The sequence below is a fragment of the Vibrio sp. Vb0888 genome (genome assembly GCF_033338835.1).
In the GTDB taxonomy this organism is placed as follows: domain Bacteria; phylum Pseudomonadota; class Gammaproteobacteria; order Enterobacterales; family Vibrionaceae; genus Vibrio; species Vibrio alginolyticus.
Genome location: NZ_JAWOTL010000005.1, coordinates 230,364 through 255,016, shown reverse-complemented (window position 1 = coordinate 255,016; position 24,653 = coordinate 230,364). Strand labels below are relative to the sequence as shown.

The window sequence follows — 24,653 nt, the reverse complement described above, 5'->3', positions numbered from 1 at the left end:
GACGTCAATGTGTTCAAACTGCTGCCATCGAGTTCTGGAGGTCAAAAATGAAACGAGCCAGCAATAGCTACAGACTCCAAATGATCAAAGAAGTAGTTACCCGTAGAGAGCGTGAAGCTTGTACGGATCCTATGGCGAGATATATTCATCAACTGATGGATGAACGCCCAACAAGTAAATTAGATGTTGAATTCAATCATCGATTTTCAGGAAATCACTTCGACGAACAAGCGGGAGGCTGGGTTAGCGACCGTTGGTCGATGAAATAACGCCAATTACCGCTTTATAGGGAAAATGGATAGGAGGTTCCCGGTTCTTAAAGGACACCTTGCCGGACCGGGAATATGTAAAAGCCTAATCAGAACCGAAAGCGAAGGCGTAACACCACAGACTGAACAAGAGTTCTAGAATAAGTCTTGTTGAGGCGATGACTCATCTTGAAGCTGTTCTGGCTTCGTCTTCCCTGCCAACATCTTTCTTCTGTACCTTTGACGACACAACTTAATAACGTGCAACTGCTGAGCGGGGGTTAAGTTAAGCCAATTAAACCTTTCCTCTCTCTTTCTCATACACCCCTTGCAATACCCTTTTTCATCGGAAGTACATACTCCAACACAAGGGCTTGGGACAGTAAAAAACTCCAGTTGCTCCATACTAAAACCGCTCTTTCCATATTAGGGCGTATTGGCCTAGTTTAAATAATGAGAAGATTAGTCAGCAACAAAACTTGCTATATACTTCGTTATGTCAAAAACATACGAAACCATAACCTTATGCTGACAAAAACAGTGTTTTATTACTTATACTTACCGCGTTTATAAAAACGGAGTCTATAAAATGAAGCTTAGCCTAAAAACGTTAGTTACAGCAATCTCTCTCCCTGTTCTTATGACTGCTTGTGCTAGCAACGGTGATGATGTGAAAGAAATAACGGCTCAAGATTTGCAGCACCACAACTGGGAACTTGTTCAAGTTGATGGCAAAAATATCGTTCTAGACGAACACCAAAAAGCGGCTCGCCTAGAAATTGGTGAAAATCTAACCGCAAACGGCAACGCAGGTTGTAACAACTTCTTCGGTCAAGCCGAGCTGAAAAACAACCAACTACGCATCGAAAAAATGGGCATGACCATGAAGATGTGTATGGAAGATCAAATGAAGATCGAAAACGCAATGACACAAACACTATCTAACTGGAGCGATATCACGCTAACTAAAGATGGTCTTGTTCTGAAAAGTGCCGATCACGAATTGACGTTTACACTACGTGACTGGGTAAACTAATCCCAACTAAGTAAACCAGATAGTATCTTAAAGCAGCCAAACGGCTGCTTTTTTTATATCGATGAATCGTTAGTCATGCATGCTAAAGTCATTTAAATGGCCAACTTTCTTTCTCTTTTCGCCCTCAATTCCATGCTTTAAACATCAATTTTGCTCTGTAAAACAACCTATTCATATCTCTGGGGACAATAATTTTCAATTACTTGAAAGAATATCCTCAAACAAACGGTCCGCTCCTAAAATGACACCAAATTTGTCCTTTCTTCGTTTTGCTTCACATTGAGAGTAATTCTTTGAATCAATGAGTGATTCCGTTTGGGATTGGCATTGATAATAGAGAGAGATGAATTACTATCCTTGTAACAGAGCGGAACGACTTGCGAAAACGTCAATAGAAACGAAAGCAAGCACCAAAAGACATAACACGGAATAGATATGAAAAAGCTACTCAGCAGCATTGGCATTTTAGCCACGACTTTTGCGACACCTTCTTTTGCCGATTCATCAGTGAATAGCGAATGGCAAAAAATCGAACAGCAAGCCGACGGGCAATCCGTCTACTTTCATGCTTGGGGCGGAAGCCAAGAAATTAATCGCTACATACAGTGGGCGAGTAGAGAGCTAAAATCACGTTATAACGTGACGCTAAACCACGTTAAAGTAACTGATATTTCTGAGACCACTACTCGACTTATCGCAGAAAAAGCGGCAGGCAAAAACAGCGGTGGCAGTGTTGATATGGTTTGGATCAATGGCGAAAACTTCAAATCAATGAAGGATAACCAATTGCTATTTGGTCCTTTTGTCGAAGGTTTGCCAAGCTGGCAATATGTGGATAAATCTCTACCAATTGATGTGGACTTCTCCGAGCCAACAGAAGGTCTAGAAGCGCCTTGGGGAGTAGGACAATTAGTGTTTATCCATGACGAGCAAACCCTCCATAACCCTCCAAAATCATTCTCAGAAATGCTGAGCTATGCAAAAGCGTTCCCGAATCGCCTGACTTACCCTCGACCACCAGAGTTTCATGGCACAAGCTTTATCAAAGCATTACTCATTGAACTGTCTAACAACGCCCCTGAGCTGCAACAACCAGTTACCGATGACACGTTTGAACAAGTCACTCAACCGCTGTGGTCTTATCTAGATGAGTTCCATAAAGTCGCTTGGCGCGGTGGTAAGCAGTTTCCAGGCGGTACAGCAGAAACCCTTCAGCTACTAGATGATGGTCAGACTGACCTGGCGATTACCTTTAACCCGAACGCGGTTTTCTCTGCGCAGTCGAGCGGTAATCTTGCAGAGAGCACCAAAGCGTACGCAATGGACGCAGGAGCACTCTCAAATATCCACTTTTTAGCGATTCCTTGGAACGCAAATGCCAGTGCTGGTGCACAAGTTGCGATAAACTTTTTATTGAGCCCTGAAGCACAGTCTCGCAAAGGTAACCTAAACATCTGGGGCGACCCTTCGGTACTAAGCAACCAATACCTAACTGGTTCGGCCAAAAACACTCAACAATTCAAATCTATCGCTGAGCCACATCCAAGTTGGCAAGCGGCGTTAGAAAAAGAATGGTTGAAACGCTACGGGAATTAGTAAGAATCCATGTTAAGAGCGCTGTATTTAGTCATTATCGCAGTTTGTATTTTGCCTACCATTCCGGGACTACTTGGAGTGGTGGTCTCTGCGCTCGGTTATGTACCTCCTATCGGTCTACACCACTTTTCTTTTGATGGCTTCAATGCCGTCTTTGATTGGGAAGGTGTTTGGACATCCATCGGGCTTACTTTCTACTCCGCCATTTTCAGTAGCTACTTGGCTTGCTTCATCGCATTTGCAATTCTACAAGCCTCTTGGGGCAGTAAGTTTTGGCGAAAAATTGAAGTTAGCCTTTCCCCACTTCTCGCGATGCCGCACGTCGCGTTTGCGATTGGCTTTGCGTTCTTGTTTGCCCCAACTGGTATGGGCGTTAGGGTTCTCAACCAACTGTTTGGTTACGACCCGAATGCACAAACGGTGAATGACTTAGCATTGCTGATTAAAGATCCGCACGCACTCGGTTTGATCATCATGCTTGCGATTAAAGAAGTGCCGTTTTTATTGTTGATGAGTATTCCAATTCTTCAGCAATTGAAAGTCGATAAGGTTGAAAAAGTCAGTCATTCGATGGGCTACAGTTCGGCGCAAGCGTGGTGGAAATGCGTGTTCCCACAGTGGATAGCAAAACTGCGCTTTCCAATGCTGGCGGTATTGGCTTACAGTTTGTCCGTTGTCGATGTCGCCCTGATTATTGGCCCCACCAACCCGCCGACGTTTGCGGTTTTGGTATGGCAATGGTTTAACGATCCAGATTTATCGCTCCTACCAAGAGCGGCCGCTGGCGCAGTAATACTGTTTGCGATCGCAAGCCTTTTGATTGGATTTGCACGCTTAATGGAATGGTGTATTACCAAAGGCTTCAAACGCTGGCAGTACTCTGGTCGAAACGGGTTTCGTTTACCCGGTAAAACCCTATTTTCACTGATTGCTCTACTTGCACTTCTAATGATTCCACTCATGGTGCTGTGGAGCTTTGCCCAACGTTGGCGCTTTCCAGATTTGCTCCCAAGCCGTTACAGCCTGCGTTTTTGGGAATACGAATGGCACAGTATTCTAGGGACTCTAGAACAAAGTATGTCAATCGCCCTAATCAGCGCGACTGTCGCGCTAGTTCTTGCTTTAATAGCACATGAGTATCGTCTCCGTTATCGCTGGCAGGTGCCCGGTTACATCATCGCCATCCCGATGCTGATTCCTCAATTATCGGTGCTATTCGGTATGCAAGTGGTAACACTGTACTTAAACAGTAACGCGTATTTCTTTTGGGTATGCTGGGCGCATGTATTCTTTGCGTTCCCATTTATTTACCTCTCGCTAGACGGTCCGTGGCGCAGCTTCGACAATGGGTTAACTCGTGTCGCACTCAGCTTGGGTAAATCGCCGATGCAAGCTTGGTTAAAAGTGAAACTACCAATCCTCCTGCCTGCGATTGCATTCGCATGGGCTATCGGTATTAGCGTAAGTCTGGCGCAATACCTACCGACATTGGTGCTAGGGGCTGGGCGCATTAGCACCATCACAACCGAAGCCGTTGCACTATCCAGTGGTTTTGACCGACGTGTCACCGCTATTTACGCCATTTGGCAAGCTCTGCTGCCATTCTTGTTCTTCTCTTTTGCGATACTGCTTAGCCACTTGCACAGAAAGTATCGCCGCTTGTCTATAAAAGGTTTACTACTGAATGAGTCTTTGTCTCGAAAACCTCGCCATCCGTAAAACCAATGGCGACGCGCTTTTCTCGGCGTTCAATATGACCGTAGAAAAAGGTGAAATCGTTACCCTGATGGGGCCTAGCGGTTGTGGTAAATCCACTTTGTTGGATGCCATTGCCGGGCACCTATCCGCCGAGTTCAACTACTCTGGATCCATTACGCTTGATAACGAAAAGTTGGATGCCCTCCCTGCCCATAAGCGTCAGGTCGGTATTCTATTCCAAGACGATTTGCTCTTCCCTCATTTAACGGTGTGGGAGAACCTTGCCTTCGCGCTACCAAACTCAATCAAAGGTGAAGAGCGTAAAGCTCACGCTATGCAAGCACTGAAGAACATTTCATTGACCAAACTAGCAGAGTCCTTTCCTGACCAAATTTCGGGAGGGCAACGTGCCCGTATCTCATTGACTCGTATGCTGCTAGCAAAGCCGAAAGTTGCGCTACTTGATGAGCCCTATAGCAAGCTGGATAAAGACCTGCGCGTGCAATTTCGCAATTGGGTGGTCGAACAATTGCAGCAAGCGAACATTCCTACTTTGATGGTAACGCACGATGAAGATGATATTCCTGATGGCAGCCGCTGCCTAAACTGGCCGTGGGAGACAAATCATGCTTGATAGCCTGAGTATAAAGCTCATCCGCAAACCGCTGGCACTCAGTGCGACATATATCGATAAATGTGGCATCACCGCAAATCAGACGACAATATTTGGTTTTGTGCTTGGCTGTTTTGCCCTGCCTGCTTTGATCGCCGAACAGTACTTGTTGGCGTTGCTGTTTATTTTGCTGAACAGAATCTGTGATGGGTTAGACGGTGCACTGGCAAGGATTCAAGGCATTACCGATGCGGGTGGCTTTCTTGATATCAGCTTAGATTTTTTGTTCTATTCGTTGATTCCTTTTGGCTTTGTGCTTGCCAACCCAGAACACAATGCCGTTGCAGGCGCATTTTTGATTTTTTCCTTCATCGGCACTGGTAGTAGCTTTTTGGCTTTTGCCATCATGGCAGGAAAACAAGGCATCGATAATCCGGTATATAAAAACAAATCGCTTTACTACATGAGCGGCTTAACCGAAGGTACAGAAACCATTGGCTGCTTGGTTTTATTTTGTTTGCTACCGCAACACTTTGCCGTCATCGCGTATATCTTTGGCGCGGCATGCTGGTTTACTACTTTTACACGTATTTATTCAGGGTTTCATACGCTTAACGATCATTAATACTGCTTAGAAAATCGCGTTTCCTTAAGGGACAGGCCGCTAAGCCACTGTTTTATAAAGCACCAAAACGCAGGTTAAATTGGGGTATATACTCTTTGAATGAAGAAACCATTCGGAGGCTATATGAAAAAACAGATCAATTTAGGCATGTTGCTCACCATTACTTGTGTGCTCGTGCTTGGCGGCTGTAGCTCACCTAACCCGTACGGAGATGCATACGGCTCATCCGACACTCGCAAAGTTCAGCAGGTTTACTACGGCACAGTAGAAAAAGTAGAACCCGTAACCATTGATGCCTCTACCCAATCCAATGCCATTGGCACCATCGCTGGTGCTGCCGTGGGCGGGATCTTAGGCTCAAAAGTTGGGGGCGGTTCTGGCTCGGATATCGCTGCCATTGGTGGTGGTCTATTGGGTGGCTATGCAGGCAGCAAAGCGGCTGAAGCAACCGCGAAAAGAAATGGCGTGAATCTGACCATTCGTTTAGAGGACGGAAAGATTATCTCTATTGTTCAAGAAGCAAATCCAAACATGATTTTCCAACCAGGCCAAGCGGTCCAAATCAATGTTTCTGGTAATGACGCTAGAGTCGTTCCTCGTTAATTCGGACGAACCAAACCTTTGGCCTGCTTTAATTCAAACACCTAACCCGCGCAAGCTTACATCACTGGCTTGTTAACTTGCGCGTTTCTTTTCGTATCAAACTTGATCGTCGTCAATGGAGCATCAATCTCCCACACCTTTCGATGTTCAAATGACATCAAGTTGCTAGCATGAGCCCATTCCAGATAACTTTGGGCTTGTTATGACTCCGACTGTTGACCACGTACTCCTTAATATCGCGCTAAACCTCAGCTCAAATCGCTCTCACGAGCAGCAATATCAAAATCTCATTGATGGGGTCGCGCAAGTATTCCCATGTGATGCGAGCTGCCTGTTTATCTTCGATGAGGATGGTTTTCTAACTCCTGTCGCGGTAAAAGGCTTATCCAGCTCGGTCTTAGGTCGTCGCTATTTCCCCAAGGCGCACCCTCGCTTAGATGCCATTATTCATAGCGGTGAACCGGTGCGTTTCGATGCCGATTGTTCACTGCCGGATCCTTTCGACGGCACACTATTAACTGAAGACCAATGCATTGATGTTCACGATTGCATGGGCTTTAGCTTGTATGTCGAAGGCCAACTTGTTGGCGCACTAACGATGGATGCACTAACGGTGGGCGCGTTTGATGGCATCGATCCTGTCGCTATCGAAACCTTTGCGGCATTGACCGCTGCGACATTGCGTAACATTGCTCAGTTAAAAGCACTCAAAGCGCAAAACCAGAAGCAAAAAAGCGTCACTCAAACCCTTATCCAGCAAGCCCGTTCTCAACATGGCGAAATGGTGGGTTTGAGTCCGCAGATCAACCAGTTACGAAACAACATTGCGACTGTTGCTCAATCAGATTACGCGGTACTTATCTTAGGAGAAACCGGAACTGGTAAAGAACTGGTCGCGCACTCGGTACACGCGCAATCTCATCGTAGCGATAAGCCGATGATTTACGTCAACTGTGCGGCTTTACCAGAAGGTCTGGCTGAGAGTGAACTGTTTGGCCATGTCAAAGGCGCATTTACAGGTGCTAATAGCCACCGTGCCGGTAAGTTTGAACTGGCAGACGGTGGAACAATTTTCCTTGATGAAGTGGGCGAACTGCCTTTGATTTTGCAAGCAAAATTGCTGCGCGTAATTCAGCAAGGCGAGCTGCAACGTGTAGGTAGCGATCAGCATTTGATGGTCAATGTGCGCATCATCGCCGCGACCAATCGACAATTAGAAAAAGAGGTCGAATCTGGCACGTTTCGAGCTGACCTTTTCCACCGTTTGAACGTGTTCCCAATCCAAGTCCCCCCACTGCGTGCCCGTGACGGGGATATTCCCGTTTTAGCAGGATATTTGTTGGAAAAAGTACGCCAACAATTCAATGCACCCAATCTGCACGTTCATCCTAAAGTGTTGACTCAATTGGAATCTTCACCTTGGTACGGAAACGTGCGCGAGCTCGAACATACTTTAACGCGCGCGGCTTTGCACGCCATTCAACAAGGCGCAAGCACGATCATACTTAACCATTTCGACACCTCATTGGCTCTCGGTGATGTAAAAAACACATCGCATTATTTACCCAAAGAAAGCCAACCAATGCGAGAACTGATAGAAAGCTATCAACGTGATTTAATTGAACATGCTTTAAGCCAAACTGGTGGCGTTTGGGCAAAAGCAGCGGAGTTTTTGCAAATGGATCGCGGGAACTTATATCGAATGGGTAAAAAGCTCGGGATCAATAAATAACCAACCACAAGAAGCCGATGTAATTAAGACATCATTTACGTTGTCTTAATTACATCACTCGTCCTATCAAAAACAAATAAAATAATTAAAAATCAACAAGATAATAATTGGCACGCATTCTGCTCTCTAGTGGTCAACATCACGACTATTAAAACAATCACTGGAGAACCCAATATGTTCTGTATTCAATGTGAACAGACAATTCAAACCCCTGCTGTTAAAGGTTGTTCTTTTGCACAAGGTATGTGTGGTAAAACTTCTGAAGTATCTGACCTTCAAGACGTGTTGGTTTACACACTGCAAGGGGTTTCTTTTTGGGCATCAAAAGCACTTGAATTCAACATCATTAACGATGAAATCAACCAATGGGCACCAAAGGCATTTTTCTCTACATTGACGAACGTAAACTTTGACCCTGAACGTGTCCTAGAGCTAACTTCTCAAGCGGCAACGTACAAAGCATTGCTAAAAGAGCAAGTAATGTCTGCTGCAACACTCGCCGATACCGAAGTTGCTGACATCCCTGTTGTTGCTCACTTTGAGCTACCAAATAGCGCAGAAGCAATCTTAGCTTTTGCTCCTCAAGTCGCGGTTAACCGTGGTAAGGACCAAGTACATGAAGATGTGATTGGCCTACGCCTACTTTGCCTATACGGCCTTAAGGGTGCAGCCGCGTACATGGAGCACGCACGTGTTCTTGAGCAAACCAACAACGATATCTATGCCGAATACCATGAAATCATGGCGTGGTTGGGCACAGACCCTGAAGATCTCGGCGAACTACTTGATTGCTCAATGCGCATCGGCCTGATGAACTACAAAGTGATGGAAATGCTCGACCAAGGTGAAACAATTACCTTCGGCCATCCAGAACCAACCACGGTGAACGTCAAGCCAGTAAAAGGCAAATGTATTCTTGTTTCTGGCCATGATTTGCATGACCTAGAAAAAATCCTGCAACAGACTGAAGGCAAAGGCATTAACGTTTATACCAACGGTGAAATGCTGCCTGCACACGGCTACCCTGAGCTGAAGAAATATCCTCATCTTGTCGGCAACTACGGCAGCGCATGGCAAAACCAACAGAAAGAATTCGCAAACTTCCCTGGCGCAATCGTAATGACGTCAAACTGCTTGTTGAATCCAAATGTGGGTCAATACGCAGACCGTTTATTCACTCGTAGTATTGTTGGCTGGCCTGGTGTGGCTCACATCGAAGGCGATGATTTTAGCCAAGTGATTGAATGTGCTCTAGCGCAAGATGGTTTCCAACACGATGAAATCGAACACCACATCACGGTTGGTTTTGGTCGAAATGCACTGATGAACGCCGCCCCTGCGGTTATCGACCAAGTGAAGCAAGGCAACATCAAGCACTTCTTCCTAGTCGGCGGTTGTGACGGCGATAAAGCGGAACGTAGCTACTACACCGATTTTACGGCTGAAGCACCAGAAGACACGCTAATCCTGACCTTGGCGTGTGGTAAGTTCCGCTTCAACAAGAATACGTTTGGCGATATCAACGGCATTCCTCGCCTATTGGATGTGGGCCAATGTAACGATGCTTACTCTGCAATCCAGCTTGCACTTGCACTAGCGAAAGAGTTTGACTGTGACATCAATGAACTGCCACTCACGCTTGTGCTTTCTTGGTTCGAGCAAAAAGCGATCGTTATCTTGCTAACGCTATTTGCATTGGGCGTGAAAGGCATTTACACAGGCCCTACTGCACCGGCATTCCTAACGCCAAACCTAATCGCCATCATCCAAGAGAAGTTCGATATGCGCAGTATTGGCAATGTTCAGGATGATCTAAAAGCCATCCTAGCAGCTTAATAAACTTGCTTGTTACGCGCCTCCTTACGCGGAGGCGCTATCTATTTCGAACCAAAAATAGCCACAACCAAAGAGATTGTTATGTTTTTTGAATGGCAAGGTAACCAACCCGTCACACTCCGTTGCATCGACAAATACTTCGAAACACACGACACCGTCAGCATAAAATTGGCCGAACTAACCGAATCACTTCTGTTTCAGTTTAAGCCTGGCCAGTTTATTAACTTGGGCGTCGAAATTGATGGAAAAATGGAGTTTCGTGCCTATTCAATCAGCTCGATCAATGAAGACGATCACCTTCAACTCACCATCAAACGAGTATCTGGCGGTAAAGTATCGAACTACATCGTTGACTCGCTGCTGCTCGGTGATACTGTTCAAGCATTACCACCAGCAGGCGAATTTAACTGCATCGACCATCCACCCGTGTTACGTGATGGCGAAACAAAAGCCTTGCTTATCAGTGCAGGTTGCGGCGTCACGCCCGTATTTTCGATGGCAAAGCACTGGCTGAGTAATCAAGATGAAAACGACAACGATGTGGACATCGCATTTCTTCATATTGCACGCAGCCCAGAAGAGACGATTTACTACGATCAGCTAGAAACGTTAGACGCTGTGTATCCCAACTTCAATTTAAAGTTGTTGCTGAAAAACCGCGAAGGAACATCGCATCCACAAGGTCGTTTGAATGCCGACTGGCTTAAAGAGCTTGTTCCTGATTTCAAACAGCGCACCGTTTACCTGTGTGGTCCAAGCCAGTTTATGCAAGATGTTCACGGCTATTTGAATGACCTTGGTTTTGACATGACGAACTTCTACCAAGAGAGTTTTACGCCAGCGACTGGCGCAGAATCATCGGTCTCCGATGAGACGGTTAACGTTTCTGTTCCTGATTTTGCTCAAAGCATCGATGCTCAAAAAGGTCAGGTACTGGCCGATGTGCTCGAAAGCGCAGGTTTACCATTAATCGTCGCTTGTCGAAGCGGGATTTGTGGCTCGTGCAAATGCAAGGTTCGTAAAGGCAACGTCTCTTCCACTAGCCTAGAAACATTGACGCCAGAAGAAATTGAACAAGGCTATGTGCTCGCCTGCTCATCAATCATCGAAGCGGATCTTGAAGTGCAGATCGGTTAATGCTGTTGGTATCGATCTTTTATTGTTTCCCGTCATTCCGACGAGCCTAGGCGAGGTCAGGAATCTAATATCAGCGTGTTAGGAATAACTCACTCTGATAATAGACTCTGAATCACACTCGCGTCTCGCTATTCAGATTAACGGGGTATCGTGGAAATGCCAGCCGTACTCAAACGGCTGGTATTATAGATAGGTACAACTTTCGTTTCGTCGTCATTGCTTCTCGCTAAACAGCAACACTTTCAATGCTGCTTCGCTGTCTACGTCCATAAACTCTGGTGGGTTATCCAGACGCTCACGGAATGTCAACTCTGGCGCTTCTTCTTTCATGCTTTCAATCAAGAAGTCGCTTGTCACAGATGGCGAGTTCACACATGCCATCACTTGACCGCCGTCTGCCAACAAATCCGGCAATCGACGTAGAATCTTTTTGTAATCTTTCGTCAGCGCAAAGCTGCCTTTCTGGAATGAAGGCGGATCGATGATAATCAAGTCATACTGACCAGATTTTTTAATCTTACCCCACGATTTAAAGATATCGTGCCCCATAAAGCTTACCTGGTTGATGTTATGACCATTTAGCTTGTGGTTCTCACGACCTTTAGACAGCGACGCTTTTGCCATGTCGACGTTAACCACTTTATCTGCGCCACCCGCAATGGCAGCGACAGAAAAGCCACACGTGTAAGCAAACAAGTTGAGCACGTTTTTTTGCTTCGCATTTTCGCGAACCCAATCACGACCGTAGCGCATGTCCAAAAACAGACCGAAGTTTTGATTGCGGCCAATATCCAATTGGTATTTCAAACCGCTTTCTTCAACGACAGGGCGAGCGTCTAATTCACCGACAAGCACTTCTGAAGGCGCACCATCGGCATAACGGTGCTGAAGAACCATAGTGCGACCTTGCTTGTCTGCCCACAGTGGTGATTGTGCCAACGCATTGAGGCTGCTTTTCAGCTCAGCGAGAAACGCGTCGTCGACTTCTTTAAACAAGTTGATGATCAACTGACCTTGTAACCAATCACAGGTGATTTGCTCTAGGCCCTCAAAACGACGGCCACGACCATGAAACAGTCGACGAATTTCGTTAGGAGCTTGCGCGAGCTCGGTTTCTAGATGCTGAAAGAACAGCGGAAGTTGTGATGCTTGCATCGAGTTCTCTTATTAGTTTTCTTTGTGACGGTTATTTGATCGTAGGCCAGTTCAGTTCCCAAGGGGAAAGCCAAGTATCCAAACCCTGAGAGACGATTTCACTGTGCCATTTGTTACCCAGCACTTGGTATTCTCGTGGATCGCAAACAAAGCGATATTGCTCATCTCGGTATTGGAAGCAAAGTGAAAATGCATGCAGGTAACCGCGATCAGCCTCATTGCCTGCATTGTAAATCGGGTCGCCAACAATACCTGAGCCAACCGATTTTAATGCCACGCGGATTTGATGCGTTTTACCAGTGTGTGGCTTACATAAAAATAGGCGCTCTCCGGACTCTGCCGCAAGAGAGAAAAACTGGGTGACGGCTGGGTTATTTTTGCTGTTGACCAGCTTCCATGATGAACGGCGCGAACGCTCCATATCACCAACGACCAAACCTTGTTTCTTTTTCGGCTTTTTAGAGCCAATCGCCAGATAGAACTTTTCCACTTGGCGGTCAGCAAAAGCTTGCGATAATGCACTGGCCGCTTTGGCGTTGCGTCCGAGGAGCAGAATACCCGATGTCATTTTATCCAAGCGATGGATAAGATAGAGCTGCTGATCACCACTCTGCTTAGCCACTTCTTGCAGCAGCATTGTGTCGCCATCGTCTTTATGAACAGAGACGTTGGGATGCTTATTGATGATCAGAAAATCGGGATGGGTATGTAGAATATCGAACATAAAAAACTGGCTCCACGTTTGGAGCCAGCAGTATACATAAGTTACCGGACAAAGCTATCGAGGCTTGCCCCCAAGGTCTTTGCTAAAGCTTCTTCGAGAAAATGCCAGCAAGACCAATGATTGCGATACCCAGCAGCATGATTTCACCTTTGCCACTATCAAAGCCAGACTTAATCCCCATGAAGGCAACAATAGCAATCGCAACAGGAATCAGGTATTTAACTAGGTTGTACCACAATCCAAATAACGGGAAGGATACTTCGCCGTCATTAGTGATCTCTTTTTCTAGCTCAGCACGGCTTAGGCGCCATCCAGCAAAGATACAAACCAACATACCACCAACCGCTAGGAAGATTTTGTCCGTTAGCAAGTCGAAGATATCAAAGGCACCTGTACCAAACAGCGTTGGCCCCATTCCACCTAACGATAGTGACGCAAAAATACATAATGCCGCCATAACTGCACTTGCAGACAGAACCGCGTTAGAGCGCTTCATGCCTTTCTCATCGATTAGGTAAGACACGACAACTTCCAATAGTGATACTGAAGAAGTTAATGCCGCCACCGTCAAGCCGATGAAAAATAGCAACGCGAATAGCAACCCAATCACACCGCCCATTTCAGCAAATAGTTGAGGAACGACAACGAATACAAGACCAGGGCCTGCCGCAGGCTCCATGCCAAAGGCAAACATAGCTGGGAACATAGCAACACCAGCAAGAATCGCTACACCTGTATCCATCGCAGTAACCATACCGGTTGTTTGAACTAGGTTCTCTTTCTTCTTCAGGTAAGAACCGTACGTCATCATACAACCCATACCTAAGCTAAGTGAGAAGAACGCCTGCCCTAGTGCAGCAAGAACCACATTGCTGTCGACTTTAGAAAAGTCCGGCATGAACAAGAACTCAAGGCCAGCCATTGCACCTGGCAGCATCAAGCCTTTAACAGAAACAACGATTAGGATTAAGAACAAAAGCGGCATCAGAACCTTACCGGCTTTCTCAATACCACCCGAGATCCCTTTCATCACAATCATGACGTTAAGGAACAGGTAAACACCCATCCACATTAAAGGTTGAATCGGATCTGAGATGAAACCGCCAAAGCTGTCGCCAATTGCTTCTGGCGCGCTGAGTAGACCACCACCCACTTTAAAGATGTAGGCCAATGCCCAACCACCAACCACAGGGTAGAAGCCCATGATCAAAAGACCACTGAAGACTCCCATAACGCCAGTGAACGTCCAGCGTCGGTCAGTTGTTTTGAATGCACCTACGGCAGAAAGACCTGTCTTACGACCAATAGCGAACTCTGTCAGCATCACGCTAAAGCCGATAAAAATTACAAAGATAAGATAGATAGCAACGAATGCACCGCCGCCACTCTCACCTGCTGTGTAAGGGAATTTCCATATATTGCCTAAACCGACAGCGGAACCCGCTGCTGCCATTACGAAGCCTAGTTTAGACCCCCACGTATCACGTGGTGCTGCTGTATTAGTTGTAGCCACGCTTTTTCTCCAAAATTAGTTTGTTGTGTATGCATAGAGATAGGCGTCTAAAAAGTTTATGTAAAAATTATTGTACACTTATAAAATAAGCGTTCGACGCACTATGTCTAGAAAGTAAAGCAGCTCCCCTTTAAAATTGGAACCCCAAAAAAGTACATTTATCGCACAAGTGTCGAGTTACGCAGGTTAAATGCTGCTTTTTTGTTCAAAAGTTAAAGAATGACCTTATTTTTCACATTAAAATAACAGAATCAGCTGTTATGAAATTCGTTCCTCATATAAGGTCAATCCCATGTCTAAATGGGAAATCTATTCCCCCAACCCACTTTTATGCTTAATATCCTAGAAGGGCATATTACTCTGAGCGTATATGGACAAGTTTTATCACTTTCTTACTTTAGCTGGCATCGGGCTATATTGGTTATTGGTCGCAGGTGTGACCATTCGTGTCGTTTTAAAGCGCCGTGCAGTGAGCGTGTCTTTAGCTTGGCTAATGATCATTTATATCCTTCCCGTTCTGGGTGTCGCGTGTTATTTCCTCTTCGGTGAACTGAACTTAGGCAGAAAACGGGCCGAACGCGCAAAAGAGATGTTTACACCATTTGAGAAGTGGTTCAGTCAGCTTAACGACTGTAACGCGCACAACCCAGAAACGATGGGAAGGCACATCTACCGAATTGATGAACTATGTAACAACCGCCTTGGTCTTCCCGCATTGAGCGGTAATACATTGTCGCTGCAACAGTCACCTAATGAGATTTTGCATTCCATTATTGAAGACATCGAAAACGCGCAGAGCAGTATTCGAATGGTATTCTACATTTGGCATCCAGGTGGTTTGGCTGACTCTGTCGCTTCTGCACTTATCCGAGCGGCTAAACGCGGCGTAGATGTCAAGCTATTGCTCGATTCAGCAGGTAGCCCGCGTTTTTTCAGAAGTCCTTGGTATCGAATGATGCAGGATGCTGGAATTGAAGTTATTCAAGCGTTAGAAGTGAAGATGTGGCGTATTTTCTTACGTCGTCTTGATCTTCGCCAGCATCGCAAGATCATCGTAATTGATGATGAAATTGCTTATACCGGTTCAATGAACTTGGTTGACCCGGCTTACTTCAAGCAAAATAGTGGCGTTGGGCATTGGGTGGACATCATGGTTCGCATTACGGGACCAACGGTAAACGTATTGAGTGCCATCCACTGTTGGGATTGGGAAGTCGAAACTGGCGAACGCCATTTACCGAGACTACCTGAATGTAAAATCGATGAGAGTGAATTCCAACACCCTATTCAGGTTGTGCCTTCTGGCCCAGGTATGCCGGAATATCTGATCTATCAAGTATTAACATTGGCAATAAACCAAGCCAATCGCTCGGTACGAATCACAACACCATATTTCGTGCCCAATGCTGATTTACTCGAAACGTTAAAGATGACAGCACAACGAGGCATTGACGTTGAACTCATTATTCCCCATAAAAATGACTCTATGATGGTGCAATGGGCGTCACGCGCTTTTTATAGTGAGCTCTTGAGTGCAGGGGTCAAGATTTATGAGTTTTATGGTGGTTTGCTGCATACAAAATCTGTCGTAATTGACGACCAATTCTGTTTAGTTGGCACCGTAAACATGGATATGCGCAGCTTGTGGCTGAACTTCGAAGTGACCCTCGCCGTTGATGACGAAGAGTTCACCAAGCAAATGTCTTGGTTACAAGATAGCTATATTAAGCAATCTCACACTGTTGTATTGGAAGAGTGGGAGAAAAGGAGCCTATTTTCTCGGTTCTTAGAGCGAGTGTTCTATCTCTTCAACCCACTCCTCTAATACCTCAAATACACCGACTAAAAAACCTCCAGCGCTACATGCATCCTGCTGGAGGTTTGTTCTTTTAGCTCCCTATCTACACGATACCTCTCGACATCATTACCTGTTCATCTTGGCTGTTATTGGCTGATAGTCGACTTTTCCCTTGCATAACCTACGTCGTCCATGTTTTAAATATTCAAAACCGCAATATTTAAGACAGGGAACTTTTATGTCAGAGGGAAAAAAAACCAAACTCATTACCGCTGGCCGCGATAAAAAGTGGACAAATGGTGTTGTAAACCCACCCGTTCAACGCGCTTCAACTGTGGTATTCAATACCGTTGCAGAAAAGAACCAAGCCACCATTAATCGTGCAAACAAAACGTTGTTTTATGGTCGCCGAGGCACCAACACGCACTTTGCTTTCCAAGACGCAATGGTTGAGATTGAAGGTGGAGCTGGTTGCGCGCTTTACCCTTGTGGAACGGCAGCAATTTCAAACGCCATCCTCTCTTTCGTTGAAACTGGCGATCACATTCTAATGGTGGACACTTGTTACGAACCAACTCGTGACTTTTGTAACACCATAATGAAGAAAATGGGCATCGAAACCACCTATTATGACCCAATGATCGGTGAAGGTATCCGAGACTTGATTCAGCCGAATACCAAAGTCCTTTTCTTGGAGTCTCCTGGTTCAATAACCATGGAAGTCCAAGATGTACCTACATTAGCGCGCATTGCCCACGAGCAAGATATCATCGTGATGCTTGACAACACATGGGGAGCAGGCGTGAACTTCTCTCCTTTCGAGCATGGCGTAGACATTTCCATTCAAGCGGCAACTAAGTATATTGTTGGACATTCAGATGTCATGCTAGGTACTGCTGTGGCTTCTGAAAAGTATTGGGATCAGCTTCGTGAACAAAGCTACCTGATGGGTCAGTGCGTTTCTCCTGACGACGCATACCTAGGTCTTCGAGGTATTCGCACGTTGGATGTTCGCCTAAGACAGCACGCAGAAAGCAGTTTAAAAGTCGCTCAGTGGCTCGCTTCTCGCCCAGAAGTTGATCATGTCCGCCATCCAGCTTTAGAAACAAGCCCTGGCCATGAGTTTTTCAAACGAGACTTCACAGGTGGAAACGGCTTGTTTTCATTTGTTCTCAAAACGTCTTATCCAAAAGCGACGACGGCTCTGCTTGATGGTATGAAACACTTCAGTATGGGTTACTCTTGGGGCGGTTATGAAAGCCTCATTCTAGCTAACGAACCTAAGAGCTTTAACAGCCTGAGAACCGTAGCTCACCCACACTTTGAAGGTACTTTGGTTCGTATTCATATTGGCTTAGAAGACGTAAATGACTTGATCGCTGATTTAGAGGCTGGTTTTGCGCGTTATAATGCCTTAATGCTTGAAAAAGAAGCCTCCCTATAACAATGATTGAATCGCCCTGCATTGCGGGGCGTTTTTATAACCCTCTGACTTAATTAGAATTAACTAACATTCGCCCGAACCATTAATTAATGTTAATCATTTGTGTTGTTTTTCAATTGAGCAGTCACAGAATGAAATAATGTGCCATAAATAGGCTTTTCAAATTTAGAGTTTCTCTCCTACTTTTTATCATTCATAAGAGGTCATACCACAAGGAGATAGTTTTGAAACTCAAATTTATAGCGCTAATGCTTTTTACCTTAGTTACCGTCCCAATAACCTCCGTATACGCTGCGACAGGTTATACCCAAACCAAGTATCCGATTGTCTTGGTTCACGGTTTGTTTGGTTTTGATACCCTGGCAGGCGTTGATTACTTTTTCGGAATACCACATTCCTTAACAAAAGATGGTGCTAAAGTTTATGTTGCACAGGTATCCGCGACCAATAGCAGCGAAGTTCGAGGGGAGCAACTGCTTGCTCAAGTAGAAACCTTACTTGCAGCTACAGGCGCAGAGAAAGTCAATCTCATTGGTCACAGTCATGGTGGTCCAACAACGCGCTATGTTGCCTCTGTCCGTCCTGACCTAGTCGCATCAGTTACGAGTATAGGAGGCGTTAATAAAGGGTCTAAAGTAGCCGATTTAGTTCGTGGCACCGTATCTGAGGGTTCGGGGAGTGAGCAGCTCGCGGTAAAACTGGCGCAAGGTTTAACCACTCTTATTAATCTTCTATCAGGTGGTTCTGATCTCGACCAAGACCCTTTAGCCTCATTAGCAGCCTTGACCACGGAAGGATCATTGGCGTTTAACCAGCACTACCCAGAGGGAGTCCCTACCAGTGAATGTGGTAATGGCGACTTGCTAGCTTCAAATGGCGTTTATTACTACTCATGGACCGGATCATCCACTTTTACAAACGTTTTCGATCCGACTGACGCTGCCATGATGGTACTTGGCTTAGCCTTTGATGGGCCGAATGATGGCTTAGTTGGTGCGTGCAGCACACATTTAGGCAAAGTCATACGTGATGATTATCAAATGAACCATTTGGATGAAATTAACGGTCTACTCGGTATTCATCATCTTTTTGAAACCGATCCAGTCACGCTTTATCGCCAACATGCAAATCGTCTCAAACTTCAAGGTTTATAAGAGGTCATCACAATGAAGAAAGTCGCTCTCACCACTTTTATCCTGCTCTCGATATTTGGCGTGGGAGCGCTTTCTCTGTTGCAAAGCGACAAACAACAAGAGATAACCTCTAACCATTCGCCATCTCAGCAAGATATAGCCGCCGATGTCTCTTCCCCAAAAGATTTCTTCGAATATTCTCTTAGCCGGCTGGGCGAAGAAGATCTCGATACGATCAAAGCGGAAGTCAATGATGACACTTTAGCAAAGCAAACTCTGAATATTGATGCCAAACTTTTTCAAACCTACCTTTCCTACAAGCAAGCACTCTCTGCATTAGAGCCTTTTGAGCACAATCACCTAACGCTTGAACAGTTAACCATGCTGAATGAAGCAATACTGAACTTACAGCTTCAATACTTTAGCGAGGCGCAGATAACCCAATTGTTTGACGAAGAAAACCGACTTCGCCAACTTGCTTTAGAAAAGCTGACGATTAAAACACAGGCATCGGATATCGAGAGTCAAGAACACCTTCTCAATCAAGCGTTATCAGAACAACCGGATTACATACGAGAAAGTGAACGCAATAACGCATTAGCAAAGCAGCTCGAGCAAGCTTCTCAGCTTGATTCACAAGACAAGTACATCGCCCGTGTTGCTCTGGTAGGAGATGCCGGAGCGCAGAGGCTGCAAAAACTTGATGAGCAAAGAGAATCATTTGAGACTCAACTCGCCACTTACTTAAAGCAGCGTCAAAATATTCTGAATAGAGATTTTCTAGGGCAAGACGAAAAACAGGCAGAAATCATTGCTTTAAGAAAACAAAGCTTCGATGCCACTCAATGGCGTCGAATCGAAGCTTTGGAACGTATTCATGATAGCCAGAACTAACAACATTAGCTTAATAGCCAAACGTTACTTATTCTGCTTTTTAGGACATCCAACGATATGGTCATCCACCATGCCGACGGCTTGCATGAAAGCATAACAGATGGTTTCACCGACAAACTTGAAGCCTTTCTTTTTTAGGAATTTACTCATGGCTTTGGATTGCTCTGTCGAAACTGGCACGTCACTCATATGTTGCCATTGATTAATGATTGGTTCGCCGTCCACGAACTGCCACAACGCGTCTGATAAACTTCCGTATTCAGCAATTAACGCTTTGGCCGCTTTGGCATTACTGAAAACCGAGTTAATCTTTCCGCGATGCCTTACAACATCGAAGTTTTCCACGATGTATTCAGCGCGTTCTTCATTTCTTTGTTCCAACGCATCTAGATCGTAATTCTCGAACGCTTCTCTGTAACCTTCGCGCTTTTTAAGGATGGTGATCCAACTAAGACCAGCTTGCGCACCTTCCAAAGTAATAAATTCAAACAGGACTTGGTCGTCATATACTGGCACGCCCCATTCGGAATCATGATATTCGCGCTCTAATGGGTGATTCATCGCCCACGCACACGTTTTTTGTTCTGTCATTATTCTTCCTTAAAAAGCGCCTCTAACTGATGAGCTAGAGGCGCGATATTTTTCATCGTTATATCAGTAGCACTAAGCCTGTTTCGGTACTGCCACTTTATGGAACAAACGATACAACACTGGCACGACAATCAGTGTCAGGACTGTCGCAAAACCCAAACCAAACATAATCGTAACCGCCATTGGTTTGAAGAAAATATCTGGCAACAGTGGGATCATACCAAGGATCGTCGTGATAGCAGCCATACAAACGGGACGGACGCGACTTACCGCAGCATCAACGACCGCGTCATAAGCCTCTTTACCGGACTTCATTTCAATTTCAATTTGGTCCAGTAATACGATGCCATTTTTGAGCACCATTCCCGATAAGCTTAAGAAGCCGAGCAATGCCATAAAACCAAACGGCGTGTTGAGTGCCAACAAACCAGTGGTGACGCCAATTAACGCCAGCGGTACGGTAAGCCAAACAATGAGTGGCTCTTTGATAGAGTTAAATAGGAATACAGTGATCAAGAACATGAACAAGTACCCCATTGGCATAGTAGTAAACAGTGACTCTTGAGCATCACCTGAAGATTCGTATTCACCACCCCACTCTAAGGAATAACCTGGTGGTAATTGAATCGCTTCGATTTGGGGCTGTAAGCGTTTTTGCAATGTCGATGCGGTTTCTTCACCTAGAATATCAGGGTCTGCCATCACAGTGAGCATACGCTTACGGTTCTTACGTACGATGATAGGATCCTCCCAACGCATGTCGTAACCCATTGTGACTTGTTGAAGTGGGATAAACTCACTCTGTGCTGGACTCCATATTTTCATGCCTTCAATGTTACGAATATCAATACGTTCATCTTCAGGTAAACGAGCCACGATAGGCATGAGCGTCGTGCCGTCTCGGTAAAGGCCTATCGTCATTCCAGAGAATGACATGGACAAGAAGTCATCGACATCTGATTTGGTAATGCCATAGCGACGTGCCTGACTCTCGTTAAACTGAGGCTCAAGAACTTGGGTTCGTTCACGCCAATCATGCCTGATATTTGTTGCCTGAGGGTCGGCGTACATGATGTCCTTGACCTGAGCGGCTATCGTACGAAGGACGGTTGGATCTGAGCCAATAATGCGAGCTTCAATTTTTGCACCACCACCAGGGCCTAACTCAATCTGTTTGAGCTTGTAATTGATTTCTGGGTAGTTGGCTTTTAAATACTCTCGAAACTTCGCCATTAATGGTTTCAACGCTTCGTAATTTTCCATACGAGTGGTTATCTCACCATAAGCCGCATAACTTTTCTCTGGCGCGTACGTTAACATGAAGCGCTGTAAGCCTTTACCCGCGGTCGTCGTGATATGGTCAACATGCTCTTGCTTAGCTAACCAACTTTCTAACTCTTTAAGCGTTGTGTTGGTTGCTCGAATATCAGTTCCTTCTGGCATCCATACATCTAACTGAAAAATCGGCGTTGTCGAAGATGGGAAAAACGCTTGCTTCACAAAGGTGAACCCGTAAACACTTGCCGCTAATCCCGCAATCAGCACCACAACGGTAAACCAAGCACGACGCATACAAAACTGAAGAAACTTTTTATAAATAACGAAAATAACCCCGTTATATGGATCATTTTCTTCCCCTTCACCTTGTTTAATCTTCTGGCCTTTAAAGAAGATGTCAGCAAAGAATGGTGTCAACGAGATAGCGGTAAACCAGCTCAACATTAAAGAGATCAGCAGAACCGTAAATAAAGTGCCACAGTATTCGCCCGTCGAGTCTTCAGACAGTCCAATTGGCGCAAATGCAGTTACCGCAATCACAGTTGCCCCAAGTAATGGCCACTTTGTTTGGGTAACAATGTCGGTCGCTGCTTGGAGTCGAGTTCGCCCTTTTTGCGTACCAATCAAAATCCCCTCAACCACGACGATTGCATTGTCCACCAGCATACCTAACGCGATAACCAAGGCACCTAATGAAATCCGCTGCAAATCTATCGCGAGATACTTCATGAAAATGAACGTACCCAGCACCGTCAGCAGCAAGATTAAACCGATTAGTAGCCCAGAACGTAGCCCCATAAAGAACAGAAGTACGATAATGACGATACCGACAGCTTGAGCCAAGCTGACAACAAAACCGCTAACCGATTTATCCACCTCTTTAGGCTGACTGTAAATTTCCGAGATTTCGATACCGACAGGTTGTTGGTACTTTAGCTCGGCAAGGCGATGATCAAACGCTTTTCCGACTTCAACCACATTGACGCCTTCAGCAAAAGAAACACCCACGTTCAGTGCAAGGCTGCCGTTAAAATTAATAACATTACTCGGTACTTCTACATACCCGCGTTTTATTTCCGCCACATCTTTCAAGAAAATGAGCCCCTGAGCGCCCGACTCAGTAATCAACAAATCACCCAGCTCCTCCACACTCTGGAACTCGCCAGTCGGCTGAATTCTGATGTACTCGTCACCAATTCTGATCGCCCCTGCGTCAGAAACCACGTTTTGCGTCGAAAGAAGATTAAACACGGTATCCGGAGCAAGACCTATACTGCTCAGCTTTTTCATCGATACTTCGATGAAAACTTGCTCTTGCTGTTGCCCGGATACCGAAACTTTACTCACGCCATCAACCAGTTCGAGCTCTCGGCGTAAGTAATCGACGTAATCCAGTAGCTCTTTATAGCTATAACCGTCGCCAGTCACCGCTAACAAAATCCCGTAAACATCACCAAAATCATCGATCACTTGAGGTTCATTCACACCTGGAGGCAACGTCCCTTTAAGGTCGTTCACTTTACGGCGCAACTCATCCCAAATTTGTGGTAGATCATCAGGGCCATAATTGTTCTTCATCGTGACCGTGATTTGAGATAATCCCCGGCTAGAAATCGAATTTACTTCATCAACATAAGTAAGCTGCTGAATCGCTTTTTCGATTGGGTACGTCACTTCTTCTTCGACTTGTTGCGGTGTCGCACCAGGGTAAGAGGTCACTACCATCGCATCTTTAATAGTAAAAGCAGGGTCCTCAAGACGCCCTAAACCAAAGAATGCGGCGATACCACCAATCAAAAATATCAGTGCGACCATCCAACTGATGACGCGATTTCGGATGAAGTACGCAGCAATACCGGTCACATCATCATCACTTTGAGGCACTGATTTATTAAGATCGCTCATAGACCGGCCTCCTGCGTAGCCATTTCCTGTATCACTTCCACTTTCATGCCATCCCTTAATCGAGAAACACCGGCAATCACGACTTTGTCTTTGAGCATGAGACCATCAAGGATTTGAATGGACGTTTTAGATGCCTTACCTGCTCGCACCTGTTTGCGCGATACCGTATTGTCGTCATTCAGTACCCAAACAAATTTGTTTTCGCGCCCCAGCTCGTCACCGTCCGCATTGAAAATGGCTTCGATAGGGACATTAATTCCTAGGTTGAGATCAAGCCCAACATTCTCGTCTTTAGAAGTTACCTCAACAGCCATACCATCTAGGATGTACTCTTCTTCCGGCATAGGAAGCGACAGTGTGACAGTAAACGTACCTGTTGTTGGATCGGGCTCAGTCGTAAATTCTTTTACCGTCGCGTTATATTCGTTACCACTGGGCACGCGCACCAATGCTTTGATCGCGGTGAGCCTTTCTTCCGTTGGCGGTTGGTTCACATAGAGGCGGTCTGGAAGCTGAATCAACACTTCGACTCGCTCCAAGCTGTGAATATTAACGATATGCTGTCCGACTTGAACATTTTCGAATTGGTCGATATTAACTCGCGAAATAATCCCATCCACGGGCGCTTTTAAGGCAGTAAATGATAGACGAAGTTTGGCTAACTGAAGCTCAGCTAAGGCGATTTGTCGTTGTGCTGCAATTTCATCAAACTGAGACTTAGCTAATAGGCCTTTATCAACCAAAGGGCGTGAGCGGCGATACTGACTGTCGACAACAGAAAAACGCGCACTCGCATTATCTACATCCAACTCATAGTCAGTGGGATCTAGCGTTGCAATAACATCACCCTTCGTGACTTTGTCGCCCTCTTTTACCATGATGCGGCTGACTTCTCCTGCGACTCTGAAGCTCAAATGAGAGCGATCCGCTGCATTCGCAACCGCAGGGAAGTACAAGTTGTCGTCCACCTTGTTTCCCGCTAATGACGTAACCCTAACTCGTGGCGTTTCGAGCTCTTTTTCTGGCGCCTTATCCCCACAGCCGACGAGAAAAAGCGTTGAAAGTAAAGTCGCTAGAGAGATGATTCCTTTCAT

The 24,653-nt window shown here is 45.6% G+C and carries 21 protein-coding genes; 14 read left to right on the top strand and 7 right to left on the bottom strand.

Annotated features, from left to right (window positions below; all coding sequences use genetic code 11):
• Positions 1 to 47 precede the first annotated feature (47 nt).
• Positions 48 to 269: a hypothetical protein gene (locus tag R7P72_RS10165; protein ID WP_005386686.1), complete on the top strand. Its 222-nt coding sequence runs from the start codon at positions 48 to 50 to the stop codon at positions 267 to 269.
• Between the two features lie 135 nt (positions 270 to 404).
• Here the strand turns inward: R7P72_RS10165 and R7P72_RS10160 are convergent, their stop codons facing one another.
• Positions 405 to 653 carry a DUF1289 domain-containing protein gene (locus R7P72_RS10160; protein ID WP_005378062.1) on the bottom strand — a complete coding sequence of 83 codons (249 nt, stop codon included), beginning with the start codon at positions 651 to 653 and terminating at the stop codon, positions 405 to 407.
• A gap of 184 nt (positions 654 to 837) precedes the next feature.
• On the opposite strand from R7P72_RS10160, the gene R7P72_RS10155 reads away from it, so the two are divergent.
• From R7P72_RS10155 to R7P72_RS10115, 9 genes are all read left to right on the top strand, one after another.
• Positions 838 to 1,284: an META domain-containing protein gene (locus R7P72_RS10155; protein WP_005378077.1), complete on the top strand. Its 447-nt coding sequence runs from the start codon at positions 838 to 840 to the stop codon at positions 1,282 to 1,284.
• A gap of 435 nt (positions 1,285 to 1,719) precedes the next feature.
• Positions 1,720 to 2,880: an ABC transporter substrate-binding protein gene (locus R7P72_RS10150; RefSeq protein ID WP_005378079.1), complete on the top strand. Its 1,161-nt coding sequence runs from the start codon at positions 1,720 to 1,722 to the stop codon at positions 2,878 to 2,880.
• A 9-nt stretch (positions 2,881 to 2,889) separates the two neighbouring features.
• Positions 2,890 to 4,599 carry an ABC transporter permease gene (locus tag R7P72_RS10145; protein ID WP_005378086.1) on the top strand — a complete coding sequence of 570 codons (1,710 nt, stop codon included), beginning with the start codon at positions 2,890 to 2,892 and terminating at the stop codon, positions 4,597 to 4,599.
• On the top strand, positions 4,565 to 5,212 hold the full coding sequence (locus tag R7P72_RS10140; RefSeq protein ID WP_005378088.1) for an ATP-binding cassette domain-containing protein: 648 nt from the start codon (positions 4,565 to 4,567) through the stop codon (positions 5,210 to 5,212). Before R7P72_RS10145 ends, R7P72_RS10140 begins: the two co-directional genes overlap by 35 nt.
• A complete protein-coding gene (locus R7P72_RS10135; RefSeq protein WP_005378090.1) occupies positions 5,205 to 5,816 on the top strand; it encodes a CDP-alcohol phosphatidyltransferase family protein in 612 nt (203 codons plus the stop codon). Before R7P72_RS10140 ends, R7P72_RS10135 begins: the two co-directional genes overlap by 8 nt.
• Positions 5,817 to 5,939: 123 nt before the next feature.
• The gene (locus R7P72_RS10130) at positions 5,940 to 6,419 is read left to right on the top strand and encodes a glycine zipper 2TM domain-containing protein (protein ID WP_031778989.1); all 480 of its coding nucleotides are present in this window, start codon (positions 5,940 to 5,942) and stop codon (positions 6,417 to 6,419) included.
• A 202-nt stretch (positions 6,420 to 6,621) separates the two neighbouring features.
• The gene (norR, locus tag R7P72_RS10125) at positions 6,622 to 8,151 is read left to right on the top strand and encodes a nitric oxide reductase transcriptional regulator NorR (protein WP_005378094.1); all 1,530 of its coding nucleotides are present in this window, start codon (positions 6,622 to 6,624) and stop codon (positions 8,149 to 8,151) included.
• Positions 8,152 to 8,325: 174 nt separating this feature from the next.
• Entirely contained in the window at positions 8,326 to 9,987 is a 1,662-nt protein-coding gene (gene hcp / locus R7P72_RS10120; protein ID WP_213907084.1) for a hydroxylamine reductase, read from the top strand.
• Positions 9,988 to 10,068: 81 nt separating this feature from the next.
• The gene (locus tag R7P72_RS10115; protein WP_213907083.1) at positions 10,069 to 11,124 is read left to right on the top strand and encodes a hybrid-cluster NAD(P)-dependent oxidoreductase; all 1,056 of its coding nucleotides are present in this window, start codon (positions 10,069 to 10,071) and stop codon (positions 11,122 to 11,124) included.
• Positions 11,125 to 11,337: 213 nt separating this feature from the next.
• Here R7P72_RS10115 and R7P72_RS10110 read toward each other — a convergent pair whose 3' ends face one another.
• From R7P72_RS10110 to R7P72_RS10100, 3 genes are all read right to left on the bottom strand, one after another.
• A complete protein-coding gene (locus R7P72_RS10110) occupies positions 11,338 to 12,279 on the bottom strand; it encodes a class I SAM-dependent methyltransferase (RefSeq protein ID WP_047100750.1) in 942 nt (313 codons plus the stop codon).
• Between the two features lie 31 nt (positions 12,280 to 12,310).
• Positions 12,311 to 13,003 carry a TIGR01621 family pseudouridine synthase gene (locus R7P72_RS10105; RefSeq protein ID WP_213907082.1) on the bottom strand — a complete coding sequence of 231 codons (693 nt, stop codon included), beginning with the start codon at positions 13,001 to 13,003 and terminating at the stop codon, positions 12,311 to 12,313.
• A gap of 82 nt (positions 13,004 to 13,085) precedes the next feature.
• On the bottom strand, positions 13,086 to 14,456 hold the full coding sequence (locus tag R7P72_RS10100; protein ID WP_042522154.1) for a sodium-dependent transporter: 1,371 nt from the start codon (positions 14,454 to 14,456) through the stop codon (positions 13,086 to 13,088).
• Between the two features lie 430 nt (positions 14,457 to 14,886).
• On the opposite strand from R7P72_RS10100, the gene cls reads away from it, so the two are divergent.
• From cls to R7P72_RS10080, 4 genes are all read left to right on the top strand, one after another.
• Positions 14,887 to 16,341 (top strand): cardiolipin synthase, encoded by a 1,455-nt coding sequence (gene cls, locus R7P72_RS10095; protein WP_053303198.1) that lies wholly within the window; start codon positions 14,887 to 14,889, stop codon positions 16,339 to 16,341.
• 211 nt (positions 16,342 to 16,552) lie between these two features.
• Positions 16,553 to 17,758 carry a cystathionine beta-lyase gene (locus R7P72_RS10090; protein WP_042522027.1) on the top strand — a complete coding sequence of 402 codons (1,206 nt, stop codon included), beginning with the start codon at positions 16,553 to 16,555 and terminating at the stop codon, positions 17,756 to 17,758.
• A gap of 248 nt (positions 17,759 to 18,006) precedes the next feature.
• The gene (locus tag R7P72_RS10085) at positions 18,007 to 18,912 is read left to right on the top strand and encodes an esterase/lipase family protein (RefSeq protein ID WP_005378107.1); all 906 of its coding nucleotides are present in this window, start codon (positions 18,007 to 18,009) and stop codon (positions 18,910 to 18,912) included.
• 12 nt (positions 18,913 to 18,924) lie between these two features.
• Positions 18,925 to 19,785, top strand: coding sequence for a lipase secretion chaperone (locus tag R7P72_RS10080; RefSeq protein ID WP_047100759.1), 861 nt, complete (start codon positions 18,925 to 18,927; stop codon positions 19,783 to 19,785).
• Between the two features lie 24 nt (positions 19,786 to 19,809).
• On the opposite strand, the gene R7P72_RS10075 is transcribed toward R7P72_RS10080, so the two are convergent.
• From R7P72_RS10075 to R7P72_RS10065, 3 genes are all read right to left on the bottom strand, one after another.
• A complete protein-coding gene (locus R7P72_RS10075) occupies positions 19,810 to 20,376 on the bottom strand; it encodes a DNA-3-methyladenine glycosylase I (protein ID WP_017634671.1) in 567 nt (188 codons plus the stop codon).
• A gap of 72 nt (positions 20,377 to 20,448) precedes the next feature.
• A complete protein-coding gene (vmeI, locus tag R7P72_RS10070; RefSeq protein ID WP_017634672.1) occupies positions 20,449 to 23,559 on the bottom strand; it encodes an efflux RND transporter permease subunit VmeI in 3,111 nt (1,036 codons plus the stop codon).
• A complete protein-coding gene (locus R7P72_RS10065) occupies positions 23,556 to 24,653 on the bottom strand; it encodes an efflux RND transporter periplasmic adaptor subunit (protein WP_005378112.1) in 1,098 nt (365 codons plus the stop codon). Before R7P72_RS10065 ends, vmeI begins: the two co-directional genes overlap by 4 nt.